This is a genomic window from Citrobacter freundii complex sp. CFNIH2 (genome assembly GCF_002880615.1).
Classification (GTDB): Bacteria; Pseudomonadota; Gammaproteobacteria; order Enterobacterales; family Enterobacteriaceae; genus Citrobacter_A; species Citrobacter_A amalonaticus_F.
Map to the genome: position 1 here is coordinate 1,907,468 of NZ_CP025757.1, position 14,176 is coordinate 1,921,643.

General features: G+C 50.8%; 10 protein-coding genes. 6 read left to right on the forward strand and 4 right to left on the reverse strand.

All coding sequences use genetic code 11. From position 1 onward, the window contains the following. Positions 1 to 43 precede the first annotated feature (43 nt). Positions 44 to 3,235, reverse strand: a complete 3,192-nt coding sequence (locus WM46_RS09510) for an autotransporter outer membrane beta-barrel domain-containing protein (protein WP_102602113.1) — start codon at positions 3,233 to 3,235, stop codon at positions 44 to 46. Positions 3,236 to 3,740: 505 nt separating this feature from the next. Beyond that, complete coding sequence (locus WM46_RS09515) at positions 3,741 to 4,544, reverse strand: PhzF family phenazine biosynthesis protein (protein ID WP_102602114.1); 804 nt, start codon at positions 4,542 to 4,544, stop codon at positions 3,741 to 3,743. Between the two features lie 236 nt (positions 4,545 to 4,780). Between WM46_RS09515 and WM46_RS09520 the strand changes: the two genes are divergently transcribed. The 4 genes from WM46_RS09520 (at position 4,781) to WM46_RS09535 (ending at position 9,913) form a co-directional block, all read left to right on the forward strand. After that, the gene (locus tag WM46_RS09520; RefSeq protein ID WP_061077073.1) at positions 4,781 to 5,569 is read left to right on the forward strand and encodes an IclR family transcriptional regulator; all 789 of its coding nucleotides are present in this window, start codon (positions 4,781 to 4,783) and stop codon (positions 5,567 to 5,569) included. A 4-nt stretch (positions 5,570 to 5,573) separates the two neighbouring features. Further along, on the forward strand, positions 5,574 to 6,479 hold the full coding sequence (locus WM46_RS09525; RefSeq protein ID WP_146109679.1) for a dihydrodipicolinate synthase family protein: 906 nt from the start codon (positions 5,574 to 5,576) through the stop codon (positions 6,477 to 6,479). 10 nt (positions 6,480 to 6,489) lie between these two features. After that, entirely contained in the window at positions 6,490 to 8,469 is a 1,980-nt protein-coding gene (gene yjhG / locus WM46_RS09530; protein WP_102602115.1) for a xylonate dehydratase YjhG, read from the forward strand. Positions 8,470 to 8,563: 94 nt separating this feature from the next. Then, entirely contained in the window at positions 8,564 to 9,913 is a 1,350-nt protein-coding gene (locus WM46_RS09535; RefSeq protein ID WP_061077071.1) for a GntP family permease, read from the forward strand. Positions 9,914 to 9,980: 67 nt separating this feature from the next. Here the strand turns inward: WM46_RS09535 and fos are convergent, their stop codons facing one another. Continuing rightward, positions 9,981 to 10,379, reverse strand: a complete 399-nt coding sequence (fos, locus tag WM46_RS09540; RefSeq protein WP_102602116.1) for a fosfomycin resistance glutathione transferase — start codon at positions 10,377 to 10,379, stop codon at positions 9,981 to 9,983. Between the two features lie 97 nt (positions 10,380 to 10,476). Then, on the reverse strand, positions 10,477 to 11,331 hold the full coding sequence (locus WM46_RS09545; protein WP_316245630.1) for a DMT family transporter: 855 nt from the start codon (positions 11,329 to 11,331) through the stop codon (positions 10,477 to 10,479). A 236-nt stretch (positions 11,332 to 11,567) separates the two neighbouring features. Between WM46_RS09545 and WM46_RS09550 the strand changes: the two genes are divergently transcribed. Both WM46_RS09550 and nhaC read left to right on the forward strand, forming a co-directional pair. After that, positions 11,568 to 12,578 carry a LacI family DNA-binding transcriptional regulator gene (locus WM46_RS09550; protein ID WP_102602118.1) on the forward strand — a complete coding sequence of 337 codons (1,011 nt, stop codon included), beginning with the start codon at positions 11,568 to 11,570 and terminating at the stop codon, positions 12,576 to 12,578. A gap of 141 nt (positions 12,579 to 12,719) precedes the next feature. Next, positions 12,720 to 14,171, forward strand: coding sequence for a Na+/H+ antiporter NhaC (gene nhaC / locus WM46_RS09555; protein ID WP_061077068.1), 1,452 nt, complete (start codon positions 12,720 to 12,722; stop codon positions 14,169 to 14,171). Positions 14,172 to 14,176: the final 5 nt, after the last annotated feature.

Sequence of the window (14,176 nt, forward strand, 5' to 3'; positions counted from 1 at the left end):
GGGAAGCGGCACGATGGAACGTTTATCCACAAGGCGAAAAGCATCAGAAACTGTATTTGACGCCAATGGATGCCTGAGAATCACGGTATCCTTTGTCACCAATTTGCTGAGTGACACTGCCCCATACGCTCAGCCTTTGGCTGAAGTTGCCTTCAATACCCACTTTAGCTTCTCCGATGTTACGTGTACCGGCCTGATAATCAGACACGTCATTCATTGTCACACCGAAGTCTTTTGTATTGTGTAGCCAGTTCACTTCAACAAACGGTTGCAGTGTCCGACCGGCGCTCACCTCTGTTTGCTGGCGATAAGCGCGCAGACCTAAACGCGTCGACAGGTTATCGCCGTTGCCCGTGACGCTTGTGCCATTCGTTTCAACATGTTTGTCCGCATGGACTCCCATCCAGATCGCCTGAACTTTTGGCTGAAGCCAGTAACTGACGCTATCACTCTGACTCAGATTAAAACTGTACCCCGTTTCAATCGACGCTAACCATCCTTCAGAATTATATTTCTCTTCCGATAACCCCTCGCCCTGAATGGAGTTAGTAAACCAGGCATGTTGTACCCAACTGTCGACATACAATCCGGACTTATCCTGCTGATTGGCATACCAGGTACCATACAATCCCAGCGAATAACCATCGACCCGGTTTTTTGCTGTATACGCACTGTATTTAGCATCCGTATGACCCTGCGCATAACCATACCCCGCCATGACGCCTAAATGATAACGATCCAGACCACTGTGGCTCCATTGCGCAATATCCCCGCCGATTTGCACCACATAGCGATTGGTCCGTGTTTTTAGCTGACCCGACTGGGTATGACTGCGATTGTACCCACCATCCTGACGCAACCACAGACTGGTCACTCTGTTCTCACCGGTTAAAAAGTCGGTGTACTGTGTTTCACCGAGTCGATCGTGCAAACGGGAAATGAACAGGGTATTCGCTTGCGCAAGGTTTGCAACATAGGCCCCCGCTTCCGGACGTATGACCCTGATGCCCTCATCGCCATTATCCTCTGCGGAATGAGACGGGCCTTCAGGTATTGCCGGTTCAGCGGGAGTACCGGGTGCAGTTGGTGCTACCGGCTCTGTAGGTACGACAGGCGGTGTCGGTTTTGTGGGTGTGACTGGCGCAGGCGGCTCTTCAGGGATTGAGCTGGTTAAATACCAGTTCTTACCCGTTTTCGCGACGTGATATTCATAAGCACCGGCAACAACGCGATTTCTTAACGCGAAAATGCCCCCGGATTCGCCCGCGACAGTCACAACTTCAATCCCATCCGTCGTTTGAGCACCGGTGCCATTATGGTTATTCACAAACAGACCGGTAGTGCCTGAGGTATTTCCCTCTACAACCAGTTTATCGGTTTCAGAAGCGTCATCCCCCAACGCGGTGTTGATGGCTACGTTACCACCGCCACTGTAATTGCCATTTACCGTCAACGTTTTAAATTCACCATGGTTGTCCGGAGACATAAAAATAACCGAACCGTTATTTGACAGCGTTAAGACTGTCGAATTGCCAGTCATATTCCACTGGCTGGTATCATTGATGGTCAAACTGTCAACATAAGGCGTCCGGCCGGTGAAGGATGAGGCATGACTCAGCGTCACATCTAAAGAGGCAGCAGCATTATTTGACTGCGAAATGATATCACCGACAATATGAGAGTTATCTGCCATGATATCCACGGCACCTGACCGCACTGATGAACTCAGGTCCTTTACGTTGATGGCAACACCGTTTTCGCCTGCTGAACGACCGATAATCGTGGTGTTATTCAGATTCAGATCCAGTGCTCCGCTTTCATTCTGGATGGCGTAACCCTCATTCGTCTCAATATGGCTGCCCGTTATTTGTAATCTATTGCTATCGTTTGTACTTGCAGTATTAAAAACAATGCCATGACTGTTATTCCCGGACACATTCAATATGCTGTTATTCAGTTGAACATCAGCCCCATTTTGTACCCGCATCCCAACAGAATTATCACCCTGAATTTGTGCGTTAAGACGGTTCGCATGTAAAATACTCCCGGTGGTTTTCGCCAACAGTCCCGTTGATTTATTACCCTGCGTAGTCAGCAGAACATTATCGAGATAAATTTGTGACCCCGCTGATTCTGCGCTGGCACCATAACTGTCTGTACCGTGGAGCGTAATAGTAGTATCCGATGCCGTAATGGTGGTGGGAGCAACGTTATCGCTATTGTTATGATGTGCATACAGTGCATAGCTGTTATTACCAGAGGTGGTAATTTCACTGTTATCAGCCAGCCGTATCTGGCTACCATTTTTCATGGATACTGCGGAAGTTGTACTGCCATGCGTTTCAATTTTAGTGTTGTGAATTTCTGATACGTCCTGACTTTTATCCGCATTGATGCCACTGGTATTACTACCATGCGTAATAATATGCGAATCATTCATCAAAATCTGGGAACGACCAATTTGCCAGATGCCGTAACCCACGTTGTCATTGCGTTGCGTTTCGATAGTGACATGATCATAAATGCCTTTGGACGCCAGCGTCTGGTTGGGTACCGCATAATTTGAATCCCAGCTTAACGCCGAACCATAACTAACATCACCATGGATATAGGTATTCCGGGCAGTGATTTGTGCACCATTGCGGGCATTGAAACCGGTCGACTGGCCAAGGAACGTGATATCAGAATCCGTCACATGAATGCTTGTGCCAATATCCTTAGCGGTCAATCCATGCATATGCGCAATCATCTCCGTATTATGGAAATTGGCCGTCGCGCCATCCGATAATTGCGCAATATAATTAAAGCTCTCTATTCTGGAGTCGGATATATCAACAAGCGCCCCCTGTCCATAGGCCTGAATAGCCTGTGTACGATCAGGGTCAAAACCCGTCATGCTTGTTACATGATTGATGGTTGCGCCCTTGAGAATGACCTTTCCTCCGGCATAAGCGATGATGACGGCTCTGCCACTGCCGTTGTAACTGGCGGTGAGAAAAACATTTTCCCCCCTGATCGCCCCTGTATCATAAGCGACTAACGTCATTCGATCATTAGTGATGTACTGCTCATTAGGAGTTAATGTCATATCCTGTCCACTCGCGGCGGTAACCGTTGTGGTCACCGCAGCATGAACCAGAGACGATGCCAGGGCAGCACTGACAGCTAATGCAATAGCGGAAATCTGGCAACTTTTTCTAAAACAACGACGTGTTGATGTATAGTCCATTAACATTGATATCCTTTTCCCTTAGGGTTACGTCAAGCGTCAGCGGTCATCCAGCTATTTATTGCGGGCGACTTACAATAAATCGATAATTATTTTAACTCATATATTATCGTCAGCGTACTGAAAAGCAGCGACCTGCATAATGAACAAAATACTCAGAATTTTATATAAAACACCATTACCCGGCATCATAAAATACACATACAAATAGAATAAATAAATGAAGTCAATAAGATGAAATGAACCACACTGTTGTCGCCAGGTTAATTAACAATTATGGTATTGTAGACTTGCTAATTTTTACCTCATGTAATTATTGATATTTCGGATTTTTCGGTTATAAGACTGTAAAAATAACACCGAATTCAGGACGCTGATAGCGATATATATTAACAATTTTTCGGTGGGACCCGATATCCCACCGAAAAATTAACTTCACTCTTTCTTTATCAGCTCACGTCTGATTGCATCAGCGCGAATCACATCTGAACGGATAAACATCAAATCGTCATCACCGCGAGTTCTGGCGCAACAAGACCTTACCCAGCAGATACGTGGTTGCCTGTCCGCCGATATGAACGCGCTCCCCGACACTCTGGCAGCGTAACTCCCCGCCACGTTCGGCCCCCTGATGCGCCAGCATCTCCGTTTTGTTCAGTTTTTCCGCCCAGTAAGGGATGAGCATGCTATGCGCTGAACCGGTAACGGGGTCTTCCGCTACGGCTTCTCCTGGACAGAAGAAGCGACTGACAAAATCGTATTTCCCTTCACCCGCCGCGGTGACGCAAACCATTTTCCCCAAGGGGAGCATAGCGTGGATATTCGGGCGCAGCGCGTCAACCTGCTGCTGATTATCCAGCACCACCATATAATCACGCCCCACGCGCACGTCTTTGTATTCCGTGATACCCAACGCGTCCAGCAGAAGAGACGGCGGCGTGACGGGCTCGGTTCCCCAGGCAGGAAAATCCAGCGTCAACCATTCACCGCGACGGGCGACAGTCAGCGGGCCAACAAACCGGGTAGCAAAATGGATAATGTCGGCCGGATAATCCAGATGTTCAAAGATGACATGAGCAGCCGCCAGCGTGGCATGCCCACACAGATTGATTTCTCCCTGAGTGGTAAACCAGCGCAACTCAAAGCCGTTTTCAGTGGGGACAAAATAGGCCGTTTCTGACTGGTTATGTTGTTTAGACATCTTCAGTAACGTCTCATCGGGTAACCATTCGGTTAGCGGACATACTGCCGCGGCATTACCGCCAAACGTCGTGGTACTGAAGGCATCAACCATGTAAAAATCAATTTGTTGCATCGCGAAAACCTCGAATTGTTCTTTGTGCAATTCACACTCTATCATGCCATAGCGACCTGTCGTCTTTCATTTTCAGGTATTCCTATTCAGCGTAATGGCAGTGCGATAATTCTGCTATTCAAACTGCGCACAAGATCACATTTAATCATCGCATTACGGTTCAGCATGTTGAACAAGGCATATTTTCAACTGTGCAACGCCGATACTATTTATTCTAACAGCAGGAGGGAGCCGTTATGGTTCGCAAAGGGTGTAATTCATTAGTCCGCGCCGAAAAAATATTAACCCACATCGCATGGGTAGGCGTGGCGAGTTATATGGAGCTATTAAAAGAATTCCAGTATCCCAAAAGCAGCCTGCTTAATTTACTAAATGTGATGGTGGAGTGCGGCTTCTTAATTAAAAATAAAAACGGCCATTATTCGCTGGGAATAAAGAACTACGAACTGGGTTGTCAGGCGTTGCACCGCCAGAATATCTTTGAGGTGACGAAGCGGCCTATGCAGGAGCTGTCGCTGAAAAGCGGTCTGGTCTGTCACCTGGGGGCGATGGAGCGTTATTCTGCTATCTATCTCGACAAGGTTGAAAGCCCGGAATCAGTGCCAACGAGTAAAAGCTGGATTGGTAAAAAACTGGAATTACACATTACCGCGCTGGGTAAAGCGTTATTAGCCTGGAAAACACGGGAAGAACTGGATTATTTTCTAGATGCGATCACGTTGACGCCACACACGCGCAATACGTTTACCGATAAAAAGTTATTTCTGGAAGAGTTACAAAAAACGCGACTACGGGGATGGGCGATAGACAGCGAAGAATCAACCTATGGCGCGGTATGTTTAAGTATGCCGGTATTCAATATGTATAACCGGGTCAACTATGCGATCTCGCTTTCAGGCGATCCTGTGGTTTATTCAGGAAATAAGATTGACGGTTATCTGGAACTACTCCGCAAATGCGCCGGGCAAATATCTTATGGGCTGGGCTACAGAAACGAAAATGAGTATTTACGAAAAGGAAACTGAGGTAATGAGAAAATTCAGCGGCATTATTCCACCGGTATCCAGCACGTTTCATCGTGACGGAACCATTGATAAAACGGCAATGCGTCAGGTTGCCGACTTCCTGATCAATAAGGGAGTCGACGGGCTGTTTTACCTTGGCACCGGGGGTGAATTTAGCCAGATGAATACCGCCCAGCGAATGGCGTTCACCGAAGAGGCCGTCGCCGTTGTCGACGGTCGGGTTCCGGTCCTAATTGGCGTCGGTTCGCCTTCTACTGATGAAGCGGTCAAACTGGCGCAGCATGCCCAGGCCTGCGGCGCTGACGGCGTTGTCGCTATCAACCCCTACTACTGGAAGGTTGCGCCGCGCAATCTTGACGACTATTACCAGCAGATCGCCCGTAGCGTCACGCTGCCGGTGATCCTGTACAACTTTCCGGATCTGACCGGCCAGGACTTAACCCCGGAGACCGTGAAACGTCTGGCGCTGCAAAATGAGAACATCGTCGGGATCAAAGACACCATCGACAGCGTCGGCCATCTGCGCACGATGATTAACACCGTTAAGTCAGTGCGCCCGTCATTTTCGGTCTTTTGCGGCTACGACGACCATTTACTCAACACCCTGCTGCTGGGCGGCGATGGCGCAATATCCGCCAGCGCGAACTTTGCTCCGGAGCTCTCTGTCGGTATCTACCGCGCCTGGCGCGAGGGCGATCTGGCTACCGCCGCCACCCTGAATCAAAAGCTGCTGCAACTGCCGGCAATTTACGCCCTGGAAACGCCGTTTGTCTCACTGATCAAATACAGCATGCAGTGCGTGGGATTGCCGGTGGAAACGTATTGCTTGCCGCCGATTCTCGACGTGTCAGAAGAAGCCAAAGAAAAAGTCCATGCACTGCTGGTCGCACAGGGAATTTTATCGCTCTGAGGAGAAGATCATGTCTGTTCGCTCTATTTTTGCTGACGAGAGTCACGATATCTACACCGTCAGAACGCACGCCGATGGCCCTGACGGTGAACTGCCGCTGACGGCGGAGATGCTCATCAACCGCCCGAGCGGGGACCTGTTCGGGATGACCATGAATGCCGGAATGGGCTGGTCTCCGGACGAACTGGATCGCGACGGCATTTTACTGCTCAGCACGCTGGGAGGGTTACGCGGGGCTGACGGTAAGCCCATCGCGCTGGCGCTGCACCAGGGTCACTACGAGCTGGATATCCAGATGAAAGCGGCTGCAGAGGTGATCAAAGCGAACCACGCCCTACCCTATGCCGTGTATGTTTCCGATCCGTGCGACGGACGGACTCAGGGTACAACGGGGATGTTTGATTCGCTGCCGTACCGTAATGACGCCTCAATGGTGATGCGCCGCCTGATCCGCTCCCTGCCCGATGCGAAAGCCGTCATTGGCGTAGCGAGCTGTGACAAGGGACTCCCGGCCACCATGATGGCCCTCGCCGCGCAGCATGACAAAGCGACAGTGCTGGTGCCCGGTGGCGCGACGCTGCCCGCGAAGGATGGGGAAGATAACGGCAAAGTGCAGACCATCGGCGCACGCTTCGCCAATGGCGAGTTATCGCTACAGGACGCTCGTCGTGCTGGCTGTAAGGCCTGTGCCTCCTCTGGCGGCGGCTGTCAATTTCTGGGTACCGCCGGGACATCGCAGGTGGTGGCCGAAGGTCTGGGGCTGGCCATCCCGCACTCTGCGCTGGCCCCTTCCGGTGAGCCGGTGTGGCAGGAGATCGCCAGAGCCTCCGCAAGGGCAGCGTTGAACTTGTGTAAACAAGGTATCACTACCCGGGAAATCCTTACCGACAAAGCGATTGAGAATGCGATGACGGTTCATGCGGCGTTCGGTGGCTCAACAAACCTGCTGCTGCACATCCCGGCGATTGCCCATCAGGCAGGCTGCCATGTCCCGACCGTTGACGACTGGATCCGCATCAACAAGCGGGTGCCCCGGCTGGTGAGCGTACTCCCCAATGGTCCGGTTTATCATCCGACGGTCAATGCATTCATGGCGGGCGGTGTGCCGGAAGTGATGTTGCATCTTCGCCGTCTTGGATTGCTGCATGAAGACGTGATGACCGTAACCGGCAGCACACTGAAGGAGAACCTCGACTGGTGGGAACACTCCGAGCGGCGACAGCGATTCAAACAGCTTCTGCGCGACCAGGAACAGATCGACGCCGACGAGGTGATCATGTCACCGCAACGCGCCCGGGAGCGTGGCCTGACCTCAACAATCACCTTCCCGGTGGGCAATATTGCCCCGGAAGGATCGGTGATCAAATCCACCGCCATCGACCCCTCAGTGATTGATGATCAGGGCATCTATTACCATAAAGGGGTGGCGAAGGTTTATCTGTCCGAGAAAAGCGCAATTTACGACATCAAGCACGACAAGATTAAAGCGGGCGATATTCTGGTCATCATCGGCGTCGGCCCTTCCGGTACCGGAATGGAGGAAACCTACCAGGTTACCAGCGCCCTGAAGCATCTGTCTTATGGTAAACATGTCTCACTGATCACCGATGCGCGTTTCTCAGGCGTTTCTACTGGCGCGTGCATTGGTCATGTGGGGCCGGAAGCCCTGGCTGGGGGGCCAATCAGTAAATTACGCACCGGGGATATTATTGAAATTAAAATTGATTGCCGTGAACTTCAGGGCGAAGTCAATTTCCTCGGAACCCGTAACGATGAAACATTACCTTCACGTGAGGAGGCAACTGCACGATTAAATGCCAGACCCAGTCATCAGGATTTACTTCCTGATCCTGAGCTGCCAGACGACACCCGGCTTTGGGCGATGCTTCAGGCAGTAAGCGGCGGAACATGGACGGGCTGTATTTATGATGTGAATAAAATCGGCACTGCCCTGAGCGATTATATGAATAACCACTTAAAGCAAAAATAAAAATATCCAGACCGCTGAATAATCCGGCTACGCATTATTAATACATTGCGTAGTCGGGCTATGACCGGTCGCTACCCTACAATGAGAGGACGTTATGCCACTAATTATCGTTGTGGCAGGGATTGCTTTACTCCTGCTTTTAACCATTAAAATTAAACTCAATACGTTTGTTTCCTTAATTATTGTCTCGATTGCTGTCGCCATTGCCAGTGGAATGGATCTGAATAAAGTTGTCACGTCGGTCGAATCCGGTCTTGGCGGTACGCTGGGCCATATTGGTTTAATCTTCGGCTTCGGTGTGATGCTCGGTCGCTTACTGGCTGATGCGGGCGGCGCACAGCGAATCGCCCTGACCATGCTGAATTATTTCGGTAAAAAGCGGCTTGACTGGGCGGTGGTCTGTTCAGCCTTTATCGTCGGCATCGCACTTTTTTTCGAAGTTGGCTTAATTCTTCTGGTGCCTATTTTATTCGCCATTGCCCGTGAAGCGAAAATATCGCCGATGTTTATGTGCGTGCCAATGCTTTCCGGTTTGCTGGTCGCGCACGGTTTTTTACCCCCGCACCCCGGCCCAACCGTTATTGCCCGTGAATATGGCGCGGATGTGGGACTGGTACTGATTTACGGCATTATTGTCGGCATTCCGACCTTTATTCTTTGCGGACCGGTGTTGAATAAATTCTGTCAGCGGATTATTCCTGACGCGTTTAAAAAAGAAGGGAATATAGCCTCCCTCGGCGCGACCCGCCGGTTCAGCGAAAACGAAATGCCGGGCTTTGGCATCAGTTTTCTCACGGCGATGCTGCCAGTGATCCTGATGGCGGTCGTCACAATTATCCAGATGACCCATGCCAAAAACGCCGCAGAGTCAGGCACGTTTTATAACGTATTACTGTTCTTAGGCAACTCGACAATCGCAATGCTGATTTCACTGTTGTTCGCGATTTATACCATGGGTCTGGGCCGTGGAAAGACAATCCCTGAACTGATGGATTCCTGTGGGAAAGCCATTGCGGGTATTGCCGGGCTGCTGCTGATTATCGGTGGTGGCGGCGCATTCAAGCAGGTTCTCATCGATTCTGGCGTGGGTCAGTACATTTCCACCCTGGTTTCAGGCATGGATATTAACCCGATCCTGATGGCCTGGGGCGTTGCCGCGTTCCTGCGTATTTGTCTGGGTTCCGCCACCGTTGCGGCGATTTCCACCGCCGGGCTGGTTATTCCTCTGCTGGCGGTGCATCCCAGTACTAACCTGGCGTTGATTACGCTGGCCACCGGCGCGGGCTCCTGTATCTGCTCTCACGTCAACGACGCCAGCTTCTGGATGATTAAAGACTTCTTCGGCCTGACCACTAAAGAGACGCTGTTGTCCTGGACGCTGATGTCAACGCTGCTATCCCTGTGCGGATTGCTGTTCATCCTGCTCGCCAGCATTATTTTATAAGTGCGCCTTCGCCAGTGGATCGCCTTGTCGGTTCACTGGCTCCCCTTCTTCACTCATTTTGCGGGCATCAGAAAAACACCATGCCTTCATAAGGATGTTTCATACACGCTTGAAGACGGCTGGTTAAATCGCCATCATGGATTTCCAGCTTGTGTCCATCAGGATCTAAAAAATAGAAAGACTTTCCTTCGCTCTTATTGATTTTCCATTCGGTAACACCCAGCAATTTTAGTTTCTCAACAAACGCATCGAAATCGTCGTCCTGAACGCTAAATGCATAGTGGGTGTAATCATCCCGGCGGGTAACAACATCCGCAGAAAGGCATAACCACAGACTGCCCAGACTCAGGTAAGCGCCATGGGCCCATTTAGCCTTAAGGGTAAACCCAAGCGTATTAACGTAAAAATCAACGCTTCTTGCAACATCACTGACGGCGAGGGTGATGTGGTTCAGCCCATTCAGCATACTTGAGTCTCTTTAACAGGGTGTGGGAATGTCAAACTACCATAAGCCAACTGAAACGCGCAGCATGCGTGACCGGAAAACAGAGAACCGGTTACGCTCAGGCTTTGCTCTTTTTTTGATCGGACACGATGACAAGGGCTATCCCGGCCAACACCACCAGCGTACAAAGCAAGATTCTCATATCCGGCAACTCCCCGAGAAACACGATCCCGCCTCCCGCTGCAATACAGGGGACGCTCAGTTGCAGGGTGCTGGCGGTGGCTGAGGACAGGCTGGCAACCAGTTGATACCAGAGTACATAGGCAATCCCCGACGCCAGCCCCCCCGAGATCAGGGCAAGGATAACGCCGCTGGTATCGATGTGCATTGGCTCCCATCGTAGAAAACTCAGGCAGAGAATGACGGGAATGCTCAGAATGAAATTACCCGCAGTACTTCCGGCTGGAGACGTGATGTTTTTTCCACGAACAGAATAAGCCCCCCAGGCGAGGCCAGAAACGACCATCGTCATCGCGGGGATAAGAGACGGTGCGGTAGCGCCAGGCAGCAACAGCATAATGATCCCGGCAATGGCAATCACAATACCGACAGATTTATAGCCACTCAGTTTTTCGCCTTTTATGGCACCCCAACCGATCATGCAGACCTGCACGGCGCCAAACAGCAGTAATGCACCGGTTGCCGTATTGAGCTGGACATAAGCAATTGAGAAAAATAAGACATAGGCACACAACAATATGGCGTCGGTGATATTCCAGCGTATCGCCTTCAGTTTCCCCTGCCCCCAATGCCAGGCCAGCAACGCGACTGCCCCACCGAGTAATCTCAACATGCTGAACGTTTCGGGGTCGGAATACCCGTTCTTTAAGGCAATACGACAGAGGATAGAATTGGCTGCAAACGCAGTTAATACAAAGGTAACCAGCAACAGCTTTTTCATACTCCTCCGCATGAGGTATAAGTTAACGCCCACTTTTGACGCCCAGCAGGACTGGACTTCAGGTCTGTGGCGTGCAACGTTTTCTGTTCACAGCATAGTCTGACAACATGTCCGTATTCCAGTCAGGGATCCTGGCGGCGTCTGAGGCTTTCATCTCATGATGTTAGCGCGCAAATGTTGTGCCGGTTGAAAGTATAATGACGAGCAACAGGTAAAAGACTTAACCATCTAAAAATTAAGGTGACGTTATGGCAACGATAAAGGATGTTGCACAGTTAGCGGGCGTATCAACCGCGACCGTTTCACGTGTCATTAATCAAACCGCATGGGTTGAACCCGTGACGCGTGAACGTGTTGAAAAAGCCATGCGAGAACTGAATTATCGTCGCAACGCCGCCGCGATTGCGCTGGCAAAGCGGAGCGGTGACATGCTCGGGTTATTGACTGGCAATCTTGCCGATCCCTTTTTTGCCCGGCTTGCGCGCGGCGTCGAGGAAGTCTCACGCGCTGAACGATTCCGTTTGATGGTCTGCAGCGGCGGTCACGACGAAGGAATGGAAAAAGCCGGGCTTGATTTTCTGATCAACCAGGGCTGTGAGGCGATTGTGGTACATGCGAGCCGATTGCCTGAAAAGGAGCTACTGCGCTATGCGGCCCATTTGCCTGCTATGGTGGTTGTTAACCGCTATATTGCCGGTATGGCCAATCGCTGCGTATGGCTGGAAAATTGTCACGCGGCGAAAACGGCAACGCGTCATCTGCTGGAACAAGGGCACCGGTGTATTGCCTGTGTGACAAGTGATTTACCGATTATCGATCGCCACGAGCGGCTGGAAGGATATCGCCAGGCGTTAGCTGAATATGGTATTACGCCAGAAAAAAGCTGGGTGATTAGCGTACCTTTTAATGAAGAAGGAGGTGAACGCGCAGCACACCAGCTTCTTAACAGCGCGATTCCGTTCACCGCCGCAGTGACATTCAATGATGTCATGGCCGCCGGCATTATGCGCATCCTCCATCAGAAAGGCATTGCGCTACCGCAGCAACTTTCCATCGTAGGATTTGATGATGTGGTGATGGCACGTTACCTCTTTCCGGCACTGACTACGATGCATTATCCGGTTGAACGAATGGCGCGTCGGGCTTCTCAACTGGCAATACAACTCTTTAAGGGAATGACGCAGCAGCCGGGTATGAATAACTTTGCTGCTGAACTGGTTATCCGTGATTCCGTTATTTCTCCCAATCGCAATGACTGAATGGTCAAGTCTCTGAATCGTGATCTACTTCAAATTTACCACTCTCATGTAATCGCTTACATGAGGGCGAACGAACGATCACAGTCAGGTAAATGGGTGTTCATCTACTCTTGAGCGACCTTACAGACTGGAGATTCATCTATGAATGCCTCTCAAAAAAACAAAAAAACGCTCTCATTTGGACTGGCGCTGCTCCCTATTTTAGCCATGCTACTGCTGTTAATTATTGGCTACGGCATCATGGGGTTGCGCATTGAACCGTTGTTGCTCTGCTCTGCTGCCGTCGCCGCCGGACTGGCCTGGTGGCAGGGGTATAGCTGGGAAGACATCATCAGCTCGGTAGTGGATAAACTCGCGAAAGCGATGCCGGTCATCATGATTTTGATCTGCGTGGGCGCCTTGATTGGTACATGGATGTTCAGCGGCACGATTCCTTACATGGTGTACTGGGGACTCAAACTCATCAGCCCCGAATACATTCTCATCGCCGCCTTCTTCCTGACCAGTGTCGTATCGGTATGTACCGGTACATCATGGGGTTCAGCAGGCACCGTTGGGGTTGCGTTGATGGGGGTTGCCGCTGGACTGGATGTATCCCTGGCGGCAGCGGCGGGCGCGGTTGTTTCAGGGGCCTACTTTGGGGACAAGATATCACCGCTGTCAGACTCAACCAACTTTGCGGCAATTGTCGCAGATACCACCCTTTTCGAGCATATTCAGCATTTATTATGGACCACCATCCCCAGCTTTCTGCTTGCTGCCGTGGTTTATCTTATTGCGGGCCACAGTACGATGCTGGGCGAGGTCGCAACGCCCCAGCGGGTCACCGATATTGTCAACGCCCTGGAGTCGCTGTACCACTTTAATATCGTTCTGATTTTGCCTCCTGTCATTGTGTTATGGGGAGCTATCCGCAAGAAGCCAGTGATCCCGTTAATGTTGAGTGCCTGCGTGTTAGCTCTGATTCTGGGCGTCGTTATGCAGGGGCTCAGCATCAAGCAAGGGCTGGATGCCTTTATTGATGGATTCAACATCACTATGTTCCCGCAAGGTAGCGAAGGCATCATTGCTGATGTTCCGCGCCTGCTTAACCGTGGGGGGATGTTCTCAATGATGGGCACTATCCTTCTGGTATTTTGCGCGTTCTCTTTCGCTGGTGCCTTAACGTTGACGGGTGCACTCAACATTATTATTAACCGCTTACTGACGGTCATTCACAGTGTTGGCCAGTTAATTGCGGCAACCATTGGTACCACGATTCTGGTGACCGGCGCGACAAGCGACGGAAAGCTGGCACTTCTGGTTCCTGCTGAATTGTTTAAAGACGCGTACCGTCGGATGGGACTGGATACCAAAAATCTCTCCCGTACCATTGAAGATGCGGGAACCGTCATTGAACCGCTGTTACCGTGGACCTCTGCCGGTGTCTATATGGCAACAACATTAGGAGTGAGTACGCTGGATTTACTGCCCTGGGCCGTCCAGTGCTATGCCGCTATCTTCTTTGCCTTATTTTTTGGTTTCACTGGTATCGGTATTGCGAAAACATCCGCAGTCACAGGAAAAGAACAGAATTTAACGGCAGCAGAATAGGAAGG

What these genes read in the sequence shown, in the direction of transcription:
- WM46_RS09510 (WP_102602113.1), bottom strand. Translation starts at nt 3,235, where the DNA reads ATGTTAATGGACTATACATCAACACGTCGTTGTTTTAGAAAAAGTTGC.
- WM46_RS09515 (WP_102602114.1), bottom strand. Translation starts at nt 4,544, where the DNA reads ATGCAACAAATTGATTTTTACATGGTTGATGCCTTCAGTACCACGACG.
- WM46_RS09520 (WP_061077073.1), top strand. Translation starts at nt 4,781, where the DNA reads ATGGTTCGCAAAGGGTGTAATTCATTAGTCCGCGCCGAAAAAATATTA.
- WM46_RS09525 (WP_146109679.1), top strand. Translation starts at nt 5,574, where the DNA reads ATGAGAAAATTCAGCGGCATTATTCCACCGGTATCCAGCACGTTTCAT.
- yjhG (WP_102602115.1), top strand. Translation starts at nt 6,490, where the DNA reads ATGTCTGTTCGCTCTATTTTTGCTGACGAGAGTCACGATATCTACACC.
- WM46_RS09535 (WP_061077071.1), top strand. Translation starts at nt 8,564, where the DNA reads ATGCCACTAATTATCGTTGTGGCAGGGATTGCTTTACTCCTGCTTTTA.
- fos (WP_102602116.1), bottom strand. Translation starts at nt 10,379, where the DNA reads ATGCTGAATGGGCTGAACCACATCACCCTCGCCGTCAGTGATGTTGCA.
- WM46_RS09545 (WP_316245630.1), bottom strand. Translation starts at nt 11,331, where the DNA reads ATGCGGAGGAGTATGAAAAAGCTGTTGCTGGTTACCTTTGTATTAACT.
- WM46_RS09550 (WP_102602118.1), top strand. Translation starts at nt 11,568, where the DNA reads ATGGCAACGATAAAGGATGTTGCACAGTTAGCGGGCGTATCAACCGCG.
- nhaC (WP_061077068.1), top strand. Translation starts at nt 12,720, where the DNA reads ATGAATGCCTCTCAAAAAAACAAAAAAACGCTCTCATTTGGACTGGCG.